The sequence below is a fragment of the Psychrobacter sp. CX16 genome, from assembly GCF_057396245.1.
Genome location: NZ_JBXYJF010000008.1, coordinates 1 through 23,267 on the forward strand (window position 1 = coordinate 1; position 23,267 = coordinate 23,267).

General features: G+C 40.9%; 17 protein-coding genes. 9 read left to right on the top strand and 8 right to left on the bottom strand.

Annotation, left to right across the window (positions count from 1 at the left end):
* Both AC2SLM_RS04370 and ttcA read left to right on the top strand, forming a co-directional pair.
* Window positions 1-4,273 (top strand): beta strand repeat-containing protein (locus AC2SLM_RS04370; RefSeq protein ID WP_486552262.1); only part of this gene is annotated, 4,273 nt, incomplete at its 5' end.
* Window positions 4,274-4,469: 196 nt separating this feature from the next.
* On the top strand, window positions 4,470-5,501 hold the full coding sequence (ttcA, locus tag AC2SLM_RS04375; RefSeq protein WP_486552348.1) for a tRNA 2-thiocytidine(32) synthetase TtcA: 1,032 nt from the start codon (window positions 4,470-4,472) through the stop codon (window positions 5,499-5,501).
* An 87-nt stretch (window positions 5,502-5,588) separates the two neighbouring features.
* On the opposite strand, the gene AC2SLM_RS04380 is transcribed toward ttcA, so the two are convergent.
* The 6 genes from AC2SLM_RS04380 to ccoN all read right to left on the bottom strand — a co-directional run bounded on the left by AC2SLM_RS04380 (window position 5,589) and on the right by ccoN (window position 11,562).
* Window positions 5,589-6,179, bottom strand: a complete 591-nt coding sequence (locus tag AC2SLM_RS04380; protein ID WP_486552264.1) for a FixH family protein — start codon at window positions 6,177-6,179, stop codon at window positions 5,589-5,591.
* 97 nt (window positions 6,180-6,276) lie between these two features.
* Window positions 6,277-7,683 (bottom strand): cytochrome c oxidase accessory protein CcoG, encoded by a 1,407-nt coding sequence (gene ccoG, locus AC2SLM_RS04385; RefSeq protein ID WP_486552266.1) that lies wholly within the window; start codon window positions 7,681-7,683, stop codon window positions 6,277-6,279.
* 424 nt (window positions 7,684-8,107) lie between these two features.
* Window positions 8,108-9,229: a cytochrome-c oxidase, cbb3-type subunit III gene (gene ccoP, locus AC2SLM_RS04390; RefSeq protein WP_486552268.1), complete on the bottom strand. Its 1,122-nt coding sequence runs from the start codon at window positions 9,227-9,229 to the stop codon at window positions 8,108-8,110.
* A complete protein-coding gene (locus AC2SLM_RS04395; RefSeq protein WP_486540610.1) occupies window positions 9,226-9,408 on the bottom strand; it encodes a cbb3-type cytochrome oxidase subunit 3 in 183 nt (60 codons plus the stop codon). Before AC2SLM_RS04395 ends, ccoP begins: the two co-directional genes overlap by 4 nt.
* Window positions 9,408-10,046: a cytochrome-c oxidase, cbb3-type subunit II gene (gene ccoO, locus AC2SLM_RS04400; RefSeq protein WP_486552269.1), complete on the bottom strand. Its 639-nt coding sequence runs from the start codon at window positions 10,044-10,046 to the stop codon at window positions 9,408-9,410. The genes AC2SLM_RS04395 and ccoO overlap by 1 nt, the downstream gene beginning before the upstream one ends.
* A gap of 25 nt (window positions 10,047-10,071) precedes the next feature.
* On the bottom strand, window positions 10,072-11,562 hold the full coding sequence (gene ccoN, locus AC2SLM_RS04405) for a cytochrome-c oxidase, cbb3-type subunit I (RefSeq protein WP_486552271.1): 1,491 nt from the start codon (window positions 11,560-11,562) through the stop codon (window positions 10,072-10,074).
* A gap of 613 nt (window positions 11,563-12,175) precedes the next feature.
* Between ccoN and AC2SLM_RS04410 the strand changes: the two genes are divergently transcribed.
* Window positions 12,176-12,565 carry an SCP2 sterol-binding domain-containing protein gene (locus AC2SLM_RS04410; RefSeq protein ID WP_486540604.1) on the top strand — a complete coding sequence of 130 codons (390 nt, stop codon included), beginning with the start codon at window positions 12,176-12,178 and terminating at the stop codon, window positions 12,563-12,565.
* Between the two features lie 90 nt (window positions 12,566-12,655).
* Here the strand turns inward: AC2SLM_RS04410 and AC2SLM_RS04415 are convergent, their stop codons facing one another.
* On the bottom strand, window positions 12,656-13,201 hold the full coding sequence (locus AC2SLM_RS04415) for a hypothetical protein (RefSeq protein ID WP_486552272.1): 546 nt from the start codon (window positions 13,199-13,201) through the stop codon (window positions 12,656-12,658).
* Between the two features lie 318 nt (window positions 13,202-13,519).
* Window positions 13,520-14,482 (bottom strand): hypothetical protein, encoded by a 963-nt coding sequence (locus tag AC2SLM_RS04420; protein ID WP_486552274.1) that lies wholly within the window; start codon window positions 14,480-14,482, stop codon window positions 13,520-13,522.
* Between the two features lie 513 nt (window positions 14,483-14,995).
* Between AC2SLM_RS04420 and AC2SLM_RS04425 the strand changes: the two genes are divergently transcribed.
* From AC2SLM_RS04425 to AC2SLM_RS04450, 6 genes are all read left to right on the top strand, one after another.
* Window positions 14,996-16,231 carry a lipoprotein-releasing ABC transporter permease subunit gene (locus tag AC2SLM_RS04425; protein WP_486540598.1) on the top strand — a complete coding sequence of 412 codons (1,236 nt, stop codon included), beginning with the start codon at window positions 14,996-14,998 and terminating at the stop codon, window positions 16,229-16,231.
* A gap of 103 nt (window positions 16,232-16,334) precedes the next feature.
* Complete coding sequence (gene lolD / locus AC2SLM_RS04430) at window positions 16,335-17,021, top strand: lipoprotein-releasing ABC transporter ATP-binding protein LolD (RefSeq protein WP_486540596.1); 687 nt, start codon at window positions 16,335-16,337, stop codon at window positions 17,019-17,021.
* A 118-nt stretch (window positions 17,022-17,139) separates the two neighbouring features.
* Complete coding sequence (locus tag AC2SLM_RS04435; RefSeq protein ID WP_486552275.1) at window positions 17,140-20,109, top strand: ComEC/Rec2 family competence protein; 2,970 nt, start codon at window positions 17,140-17,142, stop codon at window positions 20,107-20,109.
* A 219-nt stretch (window positions 20,110-20,328) separates the two neighbouring features.
* Complete coding sequence (gene sppA / locus AC2SLM_RS04440) at window positions 20,329-21,384, top strand: signal peptide peptidase SppA (RefSeq protein WP_486552277.1); 1,056 nt, start codon at window positions 20,329-20,331, stop codon at window positions 21,382-21,384.
* 4 nt (window positions 21,385-21,388) lie between these two features.
* Window positions 21,389-22,282: an alpha/beta fold hydrolase gene (locus AC2SLM_RS04445; protein ID WP_486552278.1), complete on the top strand. Its 894-nt coding sequence runs from the start codon at window positions 21,389-21,391 to the stop codon at window positions 22,280-22,282.
* An 81-nt stretch (window positions 22,283-22,363) separates the two neighbouring features.
* Window positions 22,364-23,206, top strand: coding sequence for a CPBP family intramembrane glutamic endopeptidase (locus tag AC2SLM_RS04450; RefSeq protein WP_486552280.1), 843 nt, complete (start codon window positions 22,364-22,366; stop codon window positions 23,204-23,206).
* Window positions 23,207-23,267: the final 61 nt, after the last annotated feature.

Below are 23,267 nucleotides of genomic sequence, written 5' to 3' on the forward strand. Positions count from 1 at the left end.
AGTGGCCAATGGAGAGGATACAAACGATACCACGCCACAGATCACAGGCTCTATCTCAACTGCTTTGACAGGATCTGAGAAAGTTGTTGTGTTACGTGATGGTGAAGTGATTGGTAATGCCACAGTAGACGGTACTACTTGGACCTATAACGATACTGGTTTAGAGAATGGGAATACTTATGAGTACACTGCACGTATTGATACCGCTGGTGGCAATCAAAGTGTTACCTCACCATCTTATAGTATTAGCGTAGACACAACCGTACCAACTCAGACTATTGAGATCACAACAGTAATTGATAATGTAATCCCAGTTGTAGGAAATGTAGCAAATGGAGGTTTCACTAATGATATAACACCTGAAATACAAGGTACAATCAGTGAAACTTTAGATGTTGGTGAAGTAGTGGCAGTTTACCGTGATGAAGTTAGGGTTGGTGTTGCCAAAGTTACTAATCAAAATTGGAGCTTTGAAGATAAAAATTTACAAGATGGTGAGAATTATACTTATACAGCCCGTGTAGAAGATAGTTCAGGTAATCCAGGCCAGTTCTCATCAGACTATGTAATTAATTTAGATACTACAGCTCCAGCAACTAATACCATTGATATTACCAGTATCACTGAGGATACAGGTACAGCTAGTGACTTTATAACCAATGACCAAACGCTAGAGTTTAGTGGTACCTTAGCTAATGCACTAACAGGTAATGAGAAAGTTCAAATTAACATAAATGGAACATGGCTAGATGCCACGACCACAGGAACAACCTGGAGCTATGATAATAAAGGTGAAACTCTAGCAGAGGGAACCTATAACGTTCAAACGCGCATTGTGGATATAGCCGGTAATGTGGGAGCAGTTGATACCCAGGTTGTTAAGGTTGATACGACAGATCCTGAAACCAATACTATTAGTATAGACAGTATTACCGAAGATACTGGTAGCTCAGATTCTGACTACATTACTAAGGACCAAGAGTTAATCTTAAAAGGTAGCTTAAACAAAGCACTAGCAGCTGATGAGAAAGTTCAAGTCAGCCTAGATGGGATTAACTGGGATAATGCTGAATATACAGCAGGTACAACAACTTGGTCATTTGATAATACAGCTGAAACTTTGCCGCCTGGCGATTACACGGTATATGCTCGAATAGTAGACACCGCAGGTAATGTAGGGGCTACTGATAGTCAAGACGGTAAAATTGACACCACACCTCCAGCAACGAATAATATTGAAATCACTGGAATCACCACTGACACAGGTAGCAGTACAACTGACTTCATTACCAAAGACCAAACTTTAGAGTTTAATGGTACTTTAGCGAATCCTTTAGGAGATGATGAGAAAGTACAAATTAGTCTGGATAATGGAACAACCTGGGTCGATGCAACGACGAATGGTACCAGTTGGTCATATGATAATACAGCTATAACATTAGATGAAGGCACCACCAACGTTAAAGCACGAATTGTTGATACCGCTGGTAACGTAGGCGCGACGGACAATCAAGATGTGATAATTGATATCACAGAACCTGAAGCGAAAGCGACTATTGTCTCCTACGTGGATGACCAAGGTGATGTTACCAGTGACACAAGCACCGCTGAGGTGACAGATGATAGCTCTGTTACTCTAAATGGAACTTTATCAGAATCGTTAAAAGCTGGAGAATCAGTTGTAGTTTATAAAACAACGACTGTAAATGGTGTAGACACTACGGTCGTTCAAGGAACAGCTGCAGTAGCTGCGGATAATACGTGGACACTAGATAATGTTCCTATTTCTGAAACTAAAGCTACTTTCACTGTGAAAACAGTTGATACTGCAGGTAATGAAACTGCAGGAACAGGTTCACTACCTATTCAATTATTAGACCCTGCTCAAGTGACTAAGATTACTGTTACCGATGATTTGACAGATTTAGTAGATACCGACGGTGATGGTGTTGCAGAAGAGCTAGATGCAAATACTAATCCTGAAGGTAGTGCAACTGTTATTGATGGAGTTACAGGTAATTACATAGGTGTGGTCTCTGAAACTGAGTCAGGTGTAGTTGGTACATCTTTACTAGAAGGCTTAACCAATGATAATACCCCTACCATAACTATTAATCTTGACAAAAATATAGCTTCAGACTTCCAAGTGCTTAATCTTGTTCGCTCTTATCAAAGGGGTGATGGTGAATGGGTAGAAGAAGGAGTAATAGCCAGTTCAACTTCAGGTTTGATAGTAAACAGTTCTGATCCCACTATCTATACCTTTGAAGATGTTCTAGCAGATGGAGGTATCGATAGAAACTACCGTTATGAAGCTGTATTAGTCAATGATCCAGTTATTACAAACCCTAACTTAATAACTTCTGAAATTACAGAGTTTGAGTTAGACACTGTAGCCCAAACCCCAATCATTACAGGCTATAACTCGAGTACTGGTGTTCTAACTGGGATATCTTTAGAAGACGGTACTGTATACGTTGGTCAAGGCAATGAAAGAGTCTCTAAAGCGGTTACTGCTGATACTGTGTGGACGTTACAATTAAGTTCTTCTCAGCGAGATGCCTTTAATGCTAGAAACGACATTGATAATGTAAACAATGTCAACCCGAAACAACCGATTAGCGGTGCTACAGATGATCCCTTAGCGATAGGGTTTGTAGATAAGGCAGGTAACATACCTTCTGCGGATATCAGCTTCTACTATTTTGATTATAAAGATCCGAATTCTGGGGTAAATAAATTTAATGCTGAAGACTTACCAAAAGGTGGTTCAAATGCCTTTACTGACCCCGTAAACAATACAATAGTTAATGGCAATATAACGACGTATAAAACTAACTTTACTTCAGATTCTGATATTATCTTCATTGACAGTGATATAAGTAGATATGGCGGTAATAATGGGCGTTTCTTAGTCGATACTGGTGCAGGTGACGATGTGTTAAACCTGACAGGTAATATTAATCCTGGCGTCTCAATTCAAATGGGCACAGGCAATGATATTGTTGCTGCTGAAACCCTTAACGGTTCAACTACTGACCCAACGGTTATCGATTTAGGAGATGGTAATAATACAGTAACTAAGACCGCTAAGGGTAATTTTGAATATATCAAGGTTATCGCTGGTGATGGGGATGATGTCTTTGATATGAAATTCACTGATTCAGATTTAAAATACAGCTCTCTGTTATTAGGTGGTGGTGATAACTACATTTTCTCTGGCGATGACTTCGACAACGTCACTGTAACGACTGGATCTGGTGATGATACTATTTTGGTAGACTCTCCCATTAACGAAAACGAGTGTGATATATCGGGTGTATATAACCTTGGTGATGGTAATAACTCTATCATTCTGACATCAGGCGGTATTAATAATTTCTACACTGCTTCTGGTACTACGATTAATATGGGTAGTGGCGAGGATGTCGTCGATATTACTGACGACTTTGATAATACAAATCAATCAGGTAAGGTTGCAATATTAAATACTGGTGCTGGTAATGATAGAGTCTCGATTGGTGAAGATATTAATGGTAGTACAACTAGCGTTAATTTAGAAGCTGGCGATGATGAATTAAACGTTAGAAACATCGAAAATGGCGCTACAGTCACTATGGGAGAAGGAGATGATATCCTAAAAGTATCAAGTAATATCCAAACTGGAGCCAAAGTTAACATGGGTGACGGGGACGATAAAGTTATTATAGAAGTAGATATTAATGGTAGTACTACAAACGTAAATTTAGAAGCTGGCAATGATAGTTTAACCGTTAGAAATGTCGAGGGTGGCGCTACTGTAACCACTGGTGAAGGAAATGACACCGTAACGGTATCTGGAGAATTAGCAGGTAATTCTACCATTAATCTAGGTGCTGGCAACGATATCATCTATCTTGATCACTTCAACGATGGTGCTGGATCACTGATTGACGGTGGAGAAGGTTTAGATATACTAAATCTGACTGGTGGAAATACAGGAGGCGCTAATGATATCGCTATTAACAATATAGAGATTGTTGATCTTTTGGGTGCTGGAGGCAGTTATGATTTAGATGTTGCAGATATTACAAATAGCAGTAATACACCATCAACAATCTATATAAACCAAACTGGGACGGGTAATACGATTGATATAGATCCTAATTTAGCTAAATCTGCGTCACAGTCTGGACAAACATATTCAGATCCATCGAATACTGTTCATGTGTATGATGTGTATTCAAATGGTGTTGAAACGGTTTATATCGAGCAAGGTATCAACATAATTTAAAGTTATTACTAATAATTAGCTAAAACAACTAAAACGTCCTCTCGAGGACGTTTTTTTATGTTTATAACCTTTACCCAATTACTCAATCAAGCGAATAAATACCTAATTTGATATAATCGCACTCTAAATACAGATAGGTGATAGCGATATTATGCAAACCAATTTCTCACAACCGCAAACCTTTAATCCTGCTGAAATGACTAATAGCGCTATAGAGTCTCATGACGATATATTGTTAGACAGTCATGACAATGGTTCTGATGGACTAGAGCAAGCGATAGACCACAAAGGCACAAAATCAGCCCGCTTTAAAAAGCTGCAAAAGAAGCTGCGTAAACAGGTATCTCACGCCATCAAAGACTTTAATATGATTGAAGATGGCGATGTGGTGATGGTATGTGTGTCTGGTGGTAAAGACAGTTATACCTTGCTTGATATTCTGCTTTTTTTAAAGCGTATTGCGCCAATTAAGTTCGATGTGGTGGCCGTTAACTTGGATCAAAAGCAGCCGGGTTATCCTGAAGAAGTGCTGCCCAACTATCTACAGCAGCAAGGCATACCACATTATATCTTAGAAAAAGATACTTATAGCGTGGTAAAAAGCGTAGTACCGGAGGGCAAAACCTATTGCTCAGCATGTTCTCGCTTACGTCGTGGTTCACTATATGGTTTTGCCAAGCAGATTGGCGCGACTAAAATTGCATTAGGCCATCACCGTGATGATATGTTGGCGACATTCTTCCTAAACTTATTCCATGGCGGGTCGCTCAAATCCATGCCGCCTAAGCTACTTAGTGATGATAAGCAAAATATTTTGATTAGACCGTTAGCCTATGTGGAAGAAAAAGATATTATCAAGTATGCACGTTATAAGGAATTCCCGATTATTCCGTGTAACTTGTGTGGCAGTCAGGAAAATCTACAACGTGCAATGGTAGAAGATATGCTGCGTGAATGGGATAATGCGCATCCTCAGCGATTGGCATCTATTTTTAAAGCGATACAAAATGTAGCGCCGTCACAATTAGCAGACAGAGAGCTGTTTGATTTTGAGAGTTTACATCTAGACCGTGATGACAGTGAACGAGCCTTTGAAGGTCATAATATTCAAGTAGGTGTAGCGAGTGAGCTTGCTAATATTGGCCTGCCGACTCAACCAGAAATACAGCCATTCGAGAAAGCGGCTAAGACTAAGAAGATTCCGACGATCAATCCAATTATCGATTAACAGTGAAACTTAGTTCTTATCACTTATTTGGTTGAACTTGAATTAAATTTTGAAAAAAAAGAAGAGCCTAGGCTCTTCTTTTTTTATTCACTGAGGTTCATCAAAGGAGTGTAGGGGCTCAAATGTGATTCTGTCTTGAGGTAATTTACCCACTTCTCTTAAACGCCAGTTGAGTTTGCCCTCATTACTGACTTGAACATAATACTTGGATTCTAACTCATCAATCTGAACCTTAGTAGTATAGTGATTATCATCGGTATGCTTTAATATCGCATCACGGTCTTTATCAATGTCTGTCGCATGAGAGATAGAAAGCGTCAATTGATCAGGATAATAAATTGGCGTTCCATCATGAAGCTGCCCTGACTCTAAGCTATCAGCAGGGTAGTTCAGAGTAAAGGTTACGGCGCCGTCTTTTGCAAACAGCATCTCACCTGTTAAATCCAAATCATGCGCCAATTTATCACGTGAAACATCTTGGTATAGTGTTTTACCATCCATATACCAGTCATCACGCACGACAGTATCTTTGATTTGAACTGAATAATAAACAAACCACAAACAGGCAACTACCACAAATAGCGGTAAGCCAATCACAAAAATTACAACCATATAGTTCTTATACCAAGGCTGCGTATCTTGATGCCCAAATTTGCCTGTTGGTGAGTGCTTATTCATTTCAAAACCTTAAAGAATGTGATAGTACAACCCAGATGTTGCCAATGATCAAGACCATACGATTTATGTACGCCTTGTGTCATTAATCTAATAGAGTCTAATCGCGCCCTTGAGTGGTAAAGACGTTTTGCTTGGTCACATGGTATTTACCGTCTTTACTTTCAACGTTAAACTCAATCGGCATCTCGCCAACATCAATAACCTTTGGATCACCAACGACACTTACAGGCATGTCATAACTCTCACCGGCATTAAGCGGTAAGCTATCAAAGCGGGTACGTAAGCTCAAACCCTCTTGCTCTGTTAATGACAGCGTATAGTCATGCGGCTGCTGAGTCTTGTTGGTAATTTTAACAATGTAGCTATTTTCAATCAGACCTTCAGAGTTTAATGACGATAACTGATTGCGGTCGCGGCGAATATCCATCTGTAATGGCACGCGGTCAATTAATGCGTAACCGACGACAGCTATCAGCACCGATAATAACAGTAAATAAGCAAATAGTCTTGGGCGTAAGTAACGGCTCGGTTCATTCTCAACCAATTGACGTTCTGTCGTATAACGAATTAGGCCACGTGGATAACCGACTTTATCCATAACCTCGTTACAGGCATCGAGGCAAGCGGCACACTGGATACACTCAACTTGTAAGCCATCACGAATATCGATACCGGTAGGGCAGACTTGCACACACATGGTACAGTCAATACAATCGCCTAAATCTTCGGGATGAGTGCCTTTTTTGCGAGGACCACGAGGCTCACCACGGTTATAGTCGTAAGACACAATTAGCGTATCTTTATCAAACATCACACTTTGGAAGCGGCCATATGGACAGATATAAACACACATAAATTCGCGCATATAAGCGGCGTTAGCATAAGTGGCAAAGGTAAAGATAAACATAGATACCCAAACCCACGTTGGCCAATCTGGGAACGGAATACCGCCCAAACTCTGCCAGCTGCTATACATGAGACCAGTACCTGCCACGTAGCTGACGAACGTTGTCGCGGTAAACAGTGACATCAATGCCCAAATGACATAAATAACCGCTTTTTTACTCGCTTTACTTGCCGACATAGGCTGTTTATCAAACTTAATACGCTTGTTGCGATCGCCAATAACCCACTTCTCTACGTGCTGAAATAGATGGGTCCAAATGGTTTGTGGGCAGGCATATCCACACCAAACGCGGCCAGCGTAAACCGTCACCATAAATAAGGTAAAAGCTGCGATCATAAAGAAGGCTGCCACAAAGAAGAAATCTTGCGGGAATAAAGTTAAACCAAAAATATAATAATGTTGACTGGGTACATCAAACCATATTGCCTGCCTTCCATCATATTTAAGCCAAGGCAGAATTAAAAAAGCGGCCAATAACACATACATACTAATTAGGCGTATGCGCTGATAGAAGCCATCCGTAAAGCGAGGATGGATGCGTTTTTTTGTCGCATCTAACTCGTGAACTGGAATTTGATTGGAGGATGGGGCTGACATAAATGTACCTCTAATAGTTAGAATCATTATGCTGGCAAAAGCAGTACGGGTAGGGGATTAGCTGCCCATATCGTTATCTATATTTTAACATTGAATCGTCTTTGACAGGAGAACAATAGCGTACTGAGAGAGTCAATCATGAGTAATTAAGCAGGATAAAACACGCAAAACTTATAACAGCTTTATCAAACTTAGATTATTTAAATGATTAGGGTATAAGTTTTACCGATTTAAAATTTATATAAAATGCATGTTTAGTATCAATTTTGATTTATTAGTGCTCATAGCTACTATAATCTGGAGAAGACATATAAATATATTGCGATGATCCTCGGTTTTAAAATAGGACGATTGTCTAAAATAGATAAAGGGGGCTGTATGAACAGCCCCCTTTATTAATCTCTAGATAGTGCACTACAACAAACTATTCAGCAGATGCAGTAGCTTGTGTTGGTGCGCTAGCATTTACATTGTTAGACAGTGAGTAAACGTAAGCGGCAAGAAGCATAATACGCTCATTACCTAGCTTAGATTCCCACTCAGGCATAACCCCACCGCGGCCATGACGAATCGTTTCACGAATCGTTTCACGGTCACCACCATATAACCAGATGTTATCAGTTAAGTTAGGTGCGCCGGCAGAGATTGTGCCTTTAGCATCTTCACCATGACAAATAACACATTTTTGATTAAAGATAGCCTTACCTTGAGCTACTTTAGTTTGATCTAGGTCATAATCGTTCTGGTTGCCAGATATTGATAAGACATATTCAGCTGCAGCGCGAACGCCGTCTTCACCAATATCATTACGCTGTGCAGGCATCGGTAATGGCTGTGTTGGATCTAGGCCAACATGACGACCATTATGTAGTGTCAACAAGATATTCTCAGGCTTGCCACCATGTAACCAATCATTATCGGTTAGGTTAGGGTAGCCAGGTGCGCCTTTCGCGTTAGAACCATGGCATAAAGCACAGTTCTGTAGGAATAAACGTTCACCTGCCATCAATGCTTTAGTATTACCGGCAAGCTCTTTTACATAAGGTGCAAGTTCAGTAATCTGAGTGTTGATGTCCTCTTGTAATTGTCTAGGCGCATCTTCAGTACCACGAAGCTCAGACTGCATAGAAGCTAAAGTAGCTAGCTTCTGGTTAGCTGTTGGATTAGGCAAAAAGTTGTTTTGGAAGTTATCTGTAAACGTTTGATTGTTACGCTCAAGATCACTATAAAGCTCATTTTTTGAGCTCCAAGGGACAGTTTTACCATCAACTTCAACAGTAGCAATACCGTTAAAGGCATGCGGGAATAGGGCAGGGAAGAACACCCAATAACCGATGGCCCAAATGATAGAACCAAAGAAAATAGCTAACCACCATTTAGGTAGCGGCTTATCATACTCTTGAATCACATCATCATAAGTATGACCAGTCGTGCCGTCTTCTTCAAGATCTGGCTTGTTGCGTAGAACGAAAAGGAGCACGCCAAGAATACCCAACCAACAGGCCAAACTTAAGATGGTGATCCATGAACTCCAAAATATGCTCATCTTTTATCCTTATTGCGTAAAGTAGAGGCTGAGGAGCTAACGAGCTCATCATCCAACGCAAGCTGTGCATCTTCTTCAAAGCGCTTTTTGTTCTTTGGTGAGTAAGCCCACCATGCAATGCTAATAAAAGCAATAAACGCCACGACGGTTGCAATGATTTGTAGGTCACTAATACTCATTAACGTTGACCCTCCATCGCCGTACCAAGCTGTTGTAGATAAGCAACAACGGCATCAAGCTCTGTTGCGCCTAACACTTGGTCAGGTGCACTTTCGATGTCCTCTTCAGTATAAGGAACACCAAAGCGATCACGGAATAAGCGCATTTTCTCTTGAACTTTAGCACCATCAACTTCGCGTTCTGCAAGCCATGGGAAGCTTGGCATTACAGATTCAGGTACTAATGAACGTGGATTGATTAAATGCTTTCTTTGCCAATCATCAGAATAACGGCCACCAACACGTGCTAAATCAGGACCTGTACGTTTTGAACCCCATAGGAATGGATGGTCCCATGCAGATTCTGCTGCACGAGAGTATGGCCCATAACGCTCAACTTCTGCACGAAGCGGACGAATCATTTGAGTGTGGCAAACATGACAGCCTTCACGGATATAAATATCACGTCCTTCAAACTCTAACGCTGTCCATGGTTCCATAGTAGGAAGGGGTTGGTTAACACCACCTTCCTCAGCAGACTTGGTATCAAAAATTAATGGAACAATCTCTACCAGTGTTGCAAAACTAATTGCAATCACAATAAAGATGACCAGCAAGCCTGTATTTTTTTCAATTATTTCATGAGCTGTACCTGCCATGATATCTCCTTAAGCGATTGCTGGTTTACACATTTACAGGCTGAGTGTCTTCGTCATCATTGACGATAGGGCTATGATCGGTTGGATCTGCTGCGTCAACGGGACGGGCATTCGGCATTTTGATTGTTTTATAAACGTTGTAAGCCATAACAAACATACCGCCAACATATAATAAACCACCAAAGGCACGACCAATATATGGGTAATGCGAGAACGTTACGGTTTCAATAAAGTTATAAGCAAGCGTTCCGTCTGGATTTGTTTGACGCCACATCATGCCTTGACCAATACCTGAAATCCACATAGAAACGATGTAGAAAATAGTACCTGCAGTCGCAAGCCAGAAATGCGTAGTAATTAAACTTACAGAATACATTTTTGGTTTGTTATAAATACGCGGTACTAACACGTAAAGTGAACCGATGGTAATCATACCAACCCAGCCAAGTGCACCTGAGTGTACGTGACCAACTGTCCAGTCTGTGTTATGCGATAACGCGTTCACAGTCTTGATTGACATCATAGGACCTTCGAACGTTGACATCGCATAGAACGATAGTGCAACAATCAAGAATCGAATGATAGGGTCAGTACGTAATTTATCCCAGCTACCTGAAAGCGTTAGTACACCGTTAATCATACCACCCCAAGATGGTGCAAATAGGATGATAGAGAATACCATACCTAATGATTGTGCCCAGTCAGGAAGTGCAGAGTAATGAAGGTGGTGTCCACCGGCCCACATATATGACGCGATTAACGCCCAGAAATGCACAATTGATAAACGATATGAATAAATCGGACGACCAATTTGCACTGGTACGAAGTAATACATCATACCTAGGAAGGCAGCTGTCAAATAGAAACCTACCGCGTTGTGACCATACCACCACTGAACCATCGCATCTGTTGCACCGCCAAATAACGAGTAAGACTTAAATAAGCCTACTGGAATAGCCAAGCTGTTTACGATGTGTAGTAACGCGATAGTGATGATGAAGGCTGCAAAGAACCAGTTAGCCACATAGATATGTGAGGTTTTACGCTTAATTAATGTACCAAAGAATACAATGGCGTAAGAGACCCAAACAACAGCAATTAAGATGTCAATAGGCCACTCAAGCTCAGCATATTCTTTAGAAGTGGTGATACCTAGAGGAAGTGTGATGACCGCAGCCACAATGACTGCTTGCCAACCCCAGAAGGTAAACCACGCCAAATAAGGTGCGAATAGTCGAGTTTTACACGTGCGCTGGACAATATAGTAAGAGGTTGCAAATAATGCAGAACCACCAAACGCAAAAATCACCGCATTCGTGTGAAGCGGTCTTAATCGGCTAAAGGTTAGCCATGGAATATCAAAGTTAAGGGCAGGCCAAGCTAATTGTGAGGCGATGAACACCCCAAGACTCATGCCAATAATCCCCCAGATAACAGCCATGACAGTAAAAAATCGCACAATGGTGATTTCATAATCATGATCGACTGGAGAGACTGCTGTGTTATTTATACTCATTGGAATATTTCCTTTACAGCCTTAAGTATCAAAGTTATCAACCAAAATAGAGCCTGCAAAAAAACATATTCCTGAGTCACAAAGGTTATCAAATTCTAACCTTTAATATGACATAAACAGTCACAGAAATTAGCAATGGCTCACTTTTAACCCGCTCGTAAAAATCATTCAGCGTGTTAATCGTTTGGCTGTTATACCTGATGTTATCTAAATATGTAGCTATTGTAACGCATAGGATACAAAATATCATCTGACGAAACAGTCAAAACTAAAAAAACCCGCAAAATTTTTGTGGATAAGCATCTTGAGTGTCGTCTGAGATAAAGTTTTTATTAAGCTGTCGGCTAATCGCTACTTTTGTAAATACAAAATGACTCAGTGATTCAAAAAGTAGCAACTACCTGAGAATTTTTTGCTACAATCGATATATACGTCAGTATGATATTTGCTTATTTAAATCAACATTTAATCAAAAAACTGCTGATTTGTTAACAGGGTAAGGTACAATTGGACACAAAATATGTGATAGTATTTTAATGCACCTATAATGTGGTTAGTATTTTAACCCTATTTTTAATTTAACTCTATTTATAATTTATACAAGGGAAATCTTATGGCAGTATTCTTAACGGATGAGTGGTTCAATGAAGTGGATCGTTTAACAACTGAAGCAGGCGATTTAAACTTACCGCCAACATTTGCAAACATGAAGTTAAATCTAAATATTAGCGATACTGCAAATGGTGATGTGCAAGCTTATTTAGCCGACGGCGTATTAAAGAAAGGTCAGACTGATACTGATACGACCATCAAAATTGATGAAGAGACTTTGAAAAAAATAGCCCTCCAAGGCGATATTAATGAGGCGATGCAAGCCTTCATGTCAGGTAAAATTCGTATCGAAGGTGATATGAGTCAAGTAATGGCGCTACAAAGCGCTAAGCCAAGTGCTGAGCAAAAAGAATTATTCAAGAAAATTTATGCGATGACAGAACAAGCGTAAATAAGTCTTAATATGAGCAACAAAAAGAGCGCCTAGATTAATTTAGGCGCTCTTTTGTTTATGACATCTTATTTATTAAGTAGATAACCGTTAAGCCAAATGTAGCAAATAAAACATCAACAGCATGCCAGTAATAAAAAAGCTGGCGCAGCTAATTTGTCTAGCATCAATTGATTTACTTTTGATGCCTAGCATTACCATTAAAGGAGTCGGTAATTCTTCTTCTGACTGACTCTTACTCGAAGATAAGCTGCTAGGCGCTAAAGGATTAGCAGATAAAGAGTGGTTCGAGACAGTATCAGACGATAAAGGTGTCTGATTGCTGTTAGCTTTCATAGCATGAGGTCCGGCTAAAGAGGAGAAGGGAGTCAGGCTGCCACGCTCTTTACTACTGGCACCTAACTTCTCATGTTTAGAGCCTAAATAAGTATCTGCTTTTGCATTTAGCTGATTAGAGCCAAATGTATTCGCGGGAGTACGTAAAACACTTTTTGGAGCTTGGGTACTAGCAGCTTGATCGTTATTAGCAGAGTTAAGGTCGCCCATAGAGTAAGCATTGCCCAAAACCACAGGTTGGGTTAAGAGGTAAGGATGCGCAAATGGCGTAAAAGATTGTTTGGCAGGAGAGACTTTCATAGAACCACAATTATGAAAAGTAATAAGACATTAAAACGCAGTGATAAATAAGAGGCGCTAATGGTGCTTATTCTTTCATTGTTAAGAAGTTGGTTAATCTTAACCTGATTTTGCGTCAAATGTAAATAAGACCTTTGTCAAAAAGTCAACTATTTTTAGTATAACCATCAGTATTAAGCTTATAGATAAACTTATGTCCGGTTTTTATATAGAGCAACTAAAAAAGCCAACCCAATTAGGTTGGCTTTGATTTCTTTCTAAGCGATTGCTTTAGGACTGATTGAATCAAAATTATCAATCATTCGACAAATAAAGTGATTATACCGGCTGATTTTCACGATAAATGGCAGCTTGTAGCCAGATATTAGCTTGTACATAATCATTCACCTGAATATGTTCGGTGACAATGTTAGACGGCGTTGCCATACGTACCACAAACGGGGTTGCATCAGGTTCGCGTAAAATCGCAATATCAAAGATGGTTAGCTCTTTTTCAAATAAATGTTGCTGCTGTTTGCCAAGTACTTGGCCTTGGCACCAAGCTTCATCTTCTTGACCCAAAGTTTCGCCAAATAAGTAAGCACACATATTGCCTAAGTTAATCTCGACAGGCGCAAGAGGCTCGTCAGTGTCTGGCTGCCATTCATCAATCAGCTCATCTAGATTATCCGGAGCGACACCATTATTTTGCGCCAAAATATCGTTATAAGCACGGTGATAACGAATGGCCTCTGGGTCTTCAATTAAAATAGTCTCTTCTTTATTGCTAGGTGTAATCGCGTAGGCCCAAGCACTAAAGTTCACAAAATAGCTGTCAGACTGACGATACAAGTCTTTGTTTACAGTATAAAGCTGGTCAAAGGCATAAATCACGCTGCCATCCCCACTAATCAGACGTAAAACCGCATCTTGAGTATTATCATTGGCAATAATACGGTCAATCTTGCAGCTAAAACCATAAGGGCTATTCACACAAGGGTAGGCGTTAATAAAGTTTTTTGGTTTGCCGTTATCCATTGCTAATACTTGTTTTATATGACACATATCATTACAAGAAAGCAGTAGGTTAGACAGGTCCTCTTTCTTAAGTGCTGGATGTAGACCTGATGTGATGGTGGCATCATCAATCGATTTTTGCAGCCAGTTAGGCACATCGTTTTCGATATCGTTGGTTAAAATACGCCAATGATCACCGTGTCCAGCTGTCTGTTCGTTGGTTAGTGTAACCTTGGTAGGGCGTGTCTTAGGATGCTGGCTGTATTTATAGGTATGAGTAGTCATAATGAGCGTGTACTTTTGATGGTTAGTTATAAGGGTTGCTTTTTAACTTGTTATTAATATATTGTCATCACTAAGATGCGCTTCTATTAACATAGATAGGGGCAAGTTGTTTAAATACAACCTTTGTATTGTGACCTGCCGGCTATACCTATTAAAAATGCAGCATATCTAAAGCCAAGGGGTAGCAAGCGAGCAACTCTTAAAAGCAAAGCGGTAAATTATATTAAAATAATCACAGCAATCAAATATAGCCAAGTTGGCGCTGTTTGTGTCAAACTATGGGCTTTTGTCATATGACACTTTAATACGCTGTTATAATAATGGCAATATGTAAGTGATGCTTCTATAGATCAATAGCGATCAAGGTCTGTAAACAGGGCTTATTTTAAAATTGATTTATACGATTACCCACCTGCCATTTACTTATCGTCCATTGGCGATAACAGCTTATTTATCTTTATCATTTTAGTTACTACCGATTAGTTACCACCGAATTGGTTAAGAGCCTTAATTATGTTTCGTCCGTTAGCCCTATTTTTAGGATTACGTTATACACGCGCTGAGCGTAGTAATCGCTTTATCTCCTTGATTTCATTAATCTCTATGGTCGGATTGACACTGGGTGTCGCTGTTTTGATTACCGTGTTATCCGTTATGAATGGTTTCGACCGTGAGCTCAAAACTCGTATTTTAGGCATGGTACCGCAAGCGACGGTCAGCTCCGGAGAGATCATCACCGAGTGGCAAGGGTTGGCAGAAGAGATTAAAAAAGACCCTGATGTCGTGGCGGTTGCGCCTTTTATCGAGCTACAAGGCATGTTGACCTCTAACGGTCAAGTCGCAGGCATTATGGTCACGGGTGTTGAGCCTGAATATGAGAAAAATGTCTCAATTATTAACGAGCATATGGTCGAAGGCGATATCGGTACCCTAAAAGATGGTGACTTTAGTATTGTGCTTGGTGAGAGTATGGTCGAGGCACTTGGTTTGCAAATTGGCGATAAAGTCACCTTGGTATTGCCTGAAGCGTCGCCTTCTCCAGCAGGTGTTATTCCCCGCTTTAAGCGCTTTACGCTAACGGGTGTGTTTAATATTAGTCGTGAAGTCGATAATCTGGTTGCCTTTATTCCCATGGGGGATGCGGCAAAATTACTACGCTTACCAAAAGGTGCTCAAGGTATTCGAATGAAGTTAGACGATATCTTTATGGCACCTGAAGTTGCACAGCGTGCGGCCAGTATTGCACCAGGTAGTCTGTTTGCCAATGATTGGACCCGTACGCATGGTAATCTATTTGGCGCTATCCAAATGGAGAAGGCGATGGTTGGTTTGCTGCTATTCTTAATTATTATCGTTGCTGCCTTTAATATCGTATCTAGCTTAGTAATGCTCGTTACCGATAAAAAAGCCGATATCGCTATCCTCAAAACCTTTGGTGCCTCACCGAAACTGATTACTCAGGTATTTATGGTGCAAGGTCTGGTTATTGGTGTGATTGGTACAGTGGCTGGCACGATACTCGGTGTGATTTTAGCGCTGACTGTTGGTGATTTATTAGGCTGGGTCAATCAGGCAATGGGTCTGCATTTATTTGATGCTTACTTTATTAACTACTTGCCGACTGAACTACGTTGGATGGATGTACTGATTATTACCAGTACTTCATTTTTATTAAGCTTTTTGGCGACTATTTATCCAGCACGTCGTGCGGCCAGTATCCAGCCTGCTCAAACCTTACGTTATGAGTAATTGGGTTTGATTCATTAAATGGCCTGTCGTTAATGCCATAAAATTGATGCCATAAAGCCTTATTTAAAATGTATTATAAAAAAACAGCTAGCGAGAAAGATGTATGTCAGAAATATTAGTCGCAAAAGATATTAATAAAATATACGACGAAGGAAATATCCGTACGCAGGTATTAACCGGTCTGAATCTTACGGTTCGTGCCAGTGAGCGTATTGCGATTGTCGGTACCAGTGGCTCAGGTAAAAGTACTTTGCTTCACTTATTAGGCGGGCTAGATGTACCGACTTCGGGAGAAGTTTGGCTGCAAGGCAAATGCTTAAATCAAATGAATGAAACCGAGCGCGGTGAAATGCGTAACCGCCATTTAGGCTTTATCTATCAGTTTCACCATTTATTGCCAGAGTTTACTGCCATTGAAAACGTGGCTATGCCGTTACTACTACGTAAAGAAGTGCCTATTAAAGAGGCGCGTCAGCAAGCAGTTGACTTATTAGAGCGTGTTGGTTTAGGTCACCGCTTGGAGCATCGCCCAGGTGAGCTATCAGGTGGTGAGCGCCAGCGTGTTGCCATAGCTCGAGCCTTGGTAACCAAGCCTGCGCTTATATTGGCGGATGAGCCAACCGGTAACCTAGATTATGACAATGCACAAAGTATCTTTGCACTATTAGCGGAGCTGCAAGATACGATGAAGACGGCTCTATTAATGGTGACCCATGATCGTAGCCTTGCCGCTATGGCAGATAGGCAAATGCTACTCAAAAATGGTAAGTGGGAAGAGTTTGATAGCTGATCTTAATTTGTCACTGAATTAACTTGATAGGCAAATGATAACGCCAACTGTCCGATGGGTGGTTGGCGTTACTGCTATTGAGGCTTTTAATTATTAATATGATATTAGGGACGAGACCGTGGCTTGGTTCACAGGGGGTGTGGCGCTTGCATTGATGTTGGCTATTTTAGAGATAGATCCTAATCAATTGGCAGCAATCAATGGAGAGAACTCTTATCAGCAGTGGCAAACACTAAGTTACGGGTTTATCTTTATTAGTCTTACCGCTTGGATGGTGGCTTATTTTCGTGCCCACTCTCAATCACACTCAAAGCCCTCTCATCCTACCCAAATTAACTTTTACTTATCTCCTCTTCGCGTATTAAAGCAGCAAGGTATCATCGTTTTGTTAGCTAAAGTTATGGCAGTCGTATTATTTTGGCTTGCCGTTATGAGTCAGGGGCTAGCACAGCGGACACAGGCTATTGAGCAATCACCTGCTGAAACTTGGTATATACAGACAACAGTCACGCCACTTGGATTAAGTGATAAGCGATTAGAGCTGAAACACTCTTCTAATACTTCCAATAATAACAATAATAATAAAAAGTCATTAACTGTTGAGGAGGGCTACCGCCAGTTAGTCAGCTTAACAGATATAACTTGGCATAAAAGGGTGGAGCCTAGCTCCAGTCATCAACAGGATATCGCTACTAATCCCTTTACAGAACCCGCGGTTTTAGAAGACAACGATACAGAGATATCAGATGTCACAGCTGCTCTAAAATTGCCTAAACAAATGACAGTAATGCTACAGAGTTACAAAGCTAAAGATATCTGGCTTAATGAGTTCTCTGCTGACAAAACAGTTCGTTTAGCGCTGCAATTAAGCCCGATAGAGCTGACCGATAATCCAGATGAGTTTAACGAATATCGCTGGTTAAGTAGCCGGCACGCCACTGCTAAAGCCAAACTTATGACAAGTGATGATGTTAATCAATCGATAGAGATGGTTAATAACGATGGTACTGGCCTAGCGCAGTGGATTGATAGGAAGCGCTTTGACTTACGTCAGCATTTCTTACATTTAATGGCGATGCAACATGCAAAACAGAGCGATTTAAAGGAAGATGGCGTTAATACGGATGACAACACTTCTAATTCTGATAATAGCCTATCTATAAATCCTGCGAAAAAAGAGGCAATAGCGGTTACCTTAAGCTTATTAACCGGCGATCGTAGTCTTATCAGTCAAGACATGACTGGGTTATATCGTTTTGCCGGCATTTCGCATCTGTTGGCAATATCTGGAACTCATGTTCTGTTTTTAGCCATGCTTTGCGCGGCTCTTATCACAGCCCTGATTAATCGCTTTAGACCCAGTATCTATGAATGGCTACCGCGATGGCAATGTGCGTTTGTTATTGGCGTAGTCGCAGCCTTTGCTTATGCCGCTTTCGCAGGATTTGATGTGCCGGCAGTGCGCACCGCGTGTATGCTGCTGGTCATTGGTATATTGCGCTATTTTTTAGCGATAACGGCGACATTTAAAGTTTTACTGAGCTTAGCGGTTGCTATGGCGTGGTGGGATGTTTTTGTGTTATGGCAGGCGGGGTTTTGGCTGTCTTTTATCGCAGTAGCGGTACTCTTTGTTTATACTCAGCGCTGGGGAAGTCGTGATAAAAAGTCGACTGATATAAATCTGACCACACGGAGTGCAACGGTTAGCAAGGCACCAGCAATAACAATCTCTAGAAGCAGTCGGATAAGGCGGCAAATAACTGATTTATTTAAGCTACAGATGTGGATATCTGTTGCTATATTGCCAATTAGCTTGTGGTTATTTGGTAAAGTATCACTATGGGGCTTTGTGGTAAATTTATTCGCTATCGGTTTATTCGGTTGGATTATTGTGCCGTTAAATCTACTGGCAGGGGTGGTTTATACCTTCTCTCCAACTGTGGCAGACAGGCTATGGTCACTTTTATTCTGTATATTATCTAACTTTCATACTGGTTTATTTTGGTTACAAGAGACAGCCAAACAAGTCGGCTGGATATACACTGATATCAGCTTGCCAATCTTACTTCTTATTTTGCTTATTGCATTGCCGTGGATGTTGCCGCAACGGGTGCTCAGCCGACTACTTAGTATCCCTGCACTACTACTGCTCGGCTTTTCGACAGTATTATTAGCAAAAGATACCACTGATTCGATACAGATAATTCCCATAAATCTGCAAGACTCAGATTATTTTGCAGTTATCGTACGTGATAACACAAATGCTTGGTTATTATTATCAGCATATGCTTCGGGTTATCAAAATAAGGCCAATAAGTTAAACGACAATGCTTTATTTATAGCGCCTGAAAAAACAAAAGCGTTATCACAGGCGGTCTACGAGCAGTTAAAAGAACAGCGGCTAAGTCAGTTAACTGGTGTGATTGTACAAACAGCGACGCCCAAGCTTGCGGCCGTGGTTGCTGATTTACGTAAATTTATGCCTATTTCTTATTATTGGCAGGCAGGTCTGAGTGTGCATGAGTCTCAGGTTACCAAAGTTATGCAGGGGACGCGTTTGCAGGCTCAAGATTGTCTGGCTGGCAATAACTGGCAAGCTATTGATAGAGACAAGACATCTGCCTCAAGCATTAATATTAGTGCCGTTACCGGTTGGTCAATTGATGAAGATAATAAAGTCGCTGACTGTACGATTATGCTAGATACGCCTTTGTCGATAACACTTATAGATAACCCGCAACAAACAAATATCATAGCATCGCATCCTTCTAGCTATCCTACAGGCAGTCAGTTAGATGACGATACAAATAGCTCTTTAAATAATTCGACGTTAAATAACAATAATTTTCATAATAGGATTATAATATATACCAGTGCTCAGCCACGAATGGCAGCATTATGGCAATTGCAGTGCGCAGCAGATATTAAAGAGCAGCCCTGGGTCACCTCACCGCAGGCTCAAATAGACAAATCCTCCCTAAATGTCATGCAGCCATCATCTTGGCAAATTATTGACGAGCAATTGATTCCAATAAACTCTCAGCTTAAGCAAACTCATTTATATTGGCATCAGTCTATCAAGCCGTAATAATAAACGTCGGTTAAATACAATTGTTAATTAATTTCAGTTATCATGACGATTATTTTACAGAAATACCGCTGACATTTAGGGATCAAGTAATATATCGTTGCGTTTGTTAAACAAAGCCATATTGCAGCCTTGAAGAGTAATTGCCATACTGGTTCTCTTTACTCTAACTGTCATAATTTAAACCCTTTTTTATAGCACGTAGGATTCATATTTTATATGTCAAACTGGCCACCAGAACCGAATAAAGTTCCTGATAACAACCCATCACCAAATAACAAACCTCCTCGCGTTTTACCGACAGGCGCTGGCGGCCGAGAATGGCATTTACTTGAGAAAACATTACTGGCAAGTATCGAGGAGCAGCGTCGAGCGAGACGTTGGCGTATCATATCCAAGCTAATAACCTTTGGCTTTATTTTGCTGTTTTTCTTTTTATTAAGCAGAAGCTGTACTACCGTTGAAAGTATGAACAGTGTCGATGTGGCCAAGCCGCATATCGCTGTTGTCGATGTCGAAGGCGTAATTAGCAGTAGCGATCAAGCCAATGCTCATGATATCAGTGCTGCGCTTACCGAAGCGTATGAAACTGAGTCAGCTAAAGCCGTAGTGTTAAATATCAACTCACCAGGTGGCTCTCCAGTTCAGTCTGACCAAGTGTGGCAGACGATGATGGACTTGCGTACAGAGCATCCTGACAAGAAGCTGTATGCAGTGATTGGTGATATTGGTGCGTCAGGTGCTTATTATATTTCGTCTGCAGCTGATGAGATTTATGTCAATCCTTCAAGCTTGGTAGGCTCTATCGGCGTTATTATGCCTGGCTACAATATTGAAGGCCTGATGGACAAGGCGGGCGTTAAAGACACCACGTTAACCGCGGGAGAGTACAAAGATATCCTTAGCATGAGCCGCTCTTTGACTGAGTTTGAGCAGCAGCATGTAGAAAGCGTGCTAAATAATACTCATAAGCACTTTATTAATGCGGTCAAAAAAGGTCGCGGCAATAAATTAAAAGATCCTGAAGAGAATAATCTATTTACAGGGCTGTTCTGGACAGGTGAGCAAGCAATTGATTTGGGTCTAGCAGATAAAGCAGGCAGCTTAATGACTATTGAAAAAGAGCTTGATATTGATCATGTTATTAATTACACGCCAATGGATCCAATGCAGCAATTGTTAGATAGCTTTGCGATTAAACTGGGTGCTGGTATTGGTTCTTCAGTTGAGTTAAAGTTATTACCCCAAGAGTCAACGTCTGGTGAGATGAGATAAAAAAATGGCAACAGGTTTTACGTTTTCTAATGAGCTAATTGATATTAAAGGCTTACCCGTGTCTAAACTGACGGGTAAGCCGGTGATTCATTTTGCGCATGCCAATGGGATGCCAAGTCGGGTGTATCAGCCTATCTTTGATATTCTAGAGCAGCAGTTTACGGTGGAATATATTCCTACGTTAGGCTTTGATGAACAAGGCAAACCGACTTATCCTATTGATAATCATTGGAAGAGCTTGACCAAGCAAGTGATTGACAGTGTCAAACAGGTCAAAAAAAAGCATAAGGTACCTGTGATAGGGTTGGGCCATTCACTTGGCGCACTGTGTACACTGCAAGCTATGTATAAAAAGCCCAAGCTGTTTGTACAATCGGTATTGATGGACCCACCACTGATTTATGGACTCAGCAATCTACTATGGCATATTGCTAAGCTAACCTCTAGTAAAGTGGTAGATAAAATGTCGCCGGCAGGTATTTCAAAACATCGCCGTGATGTATGGGAAAGTCGTGAGCAGGCCAGTGAATTATTGCGCCCCAAAACCTTCTTCAAAAACTTTGATCAGCGTAGCTTTGATCACTATATTCAATATGGGCTACGTGACCAAGAAGATGGCAGTGTGACGCTAACCATTCCCAAGCAGGCAGAAGTAAAAGTATTTCGTACCAATCCATCACTGTATTGGCTCAAGCCTAACAGGCCACCGAAAAAGCCGGTGACCTTGCTTATTGGTGATAATAGCCAGTTTCATCAGCGTCAGTTTCCACAAAAAGTGGAGCAGCGCTTATCTATTCCTTTTAAGCTGCATGCCGGTGGTCATATGTTCCCTCTAGAGCATCCAGACTCTGTGGCTCAGCTTATTCTGCAGACAATCGCTGAGCAAGCTTCAAAGTAGGCTTCGCTGTACTTTGACACTCTTTATTTATCGAGCACGTTTTATACGTGCTTTTTTAACGACTGATATGACCTCATTCTTATGGCTGACTTTCCCTACAAAAGACCAGATACCGACTTAACAAAGAGCGACCTTCAGCAAGATACGAGCCCTCTTAATGAGCCAAAACTGTTCTCCAGTCCAGGAGTGGTTCTGCTAATAGCGGGGATAGTTGGGCTGTTTTTGATAGTTCAGCTGTTGGGTGTTTATCTGTTTGCTCCGATTGTCTTTAATGAGCAAACACTAACGCCTGCTCAGCGTTTTGCGATGGGCAGTTTTAATGGTACGGTAACCAGCTATGCGCTGATATTTACCTTGGCCACTATCAGCATTGTTATCTATGCTGTCGTCAAGTGGCGCATCAGCCGAGCGACTAAAAGCAATACGTCTTATACTCAGCATCAAAAAATGCAGGTACGTGATTATCTGGCGATGAGGCCATTTAATTACAAAGTCGGTCTAGGTATATTGGGATTATGGCTGCTATTTGTCATAGTCACCGAAGCGATAAGCTTTGCACTAGATAAAGATCCGACCGCTTTTGTCGATGTCTTATATGACAGTGCTAATCCGAAGTGGCTGCTTATTGTGGTGATGGTATTGGTTGCGCCGGTTTATGAAGAGCTAATGTTCCGCGGAGTATTATGGAGTGCATTAAAAGAGCAGATAGAGGGTAAGAAAGGCGTATGGCTTGCCACGATAGTAACCAGTCTTATCTTTGCGATTATTCATATCCAGTATGCTATCTATGAGATGAGCGTAATATTTATCTTGGCGCTTTTATTAAGCTACGCCCGTATTAAATCAGGCTCAATATGGCTGCCGATGATGATTCATATTCTCAACAATACAGCAGCCATGTGGCTATATCTTTCAGTGCACTAGCTGATTAACAATCATAACTTGTTGTTAAACTAGTATCGGTAAGTTGCATTTACTTCAAGTA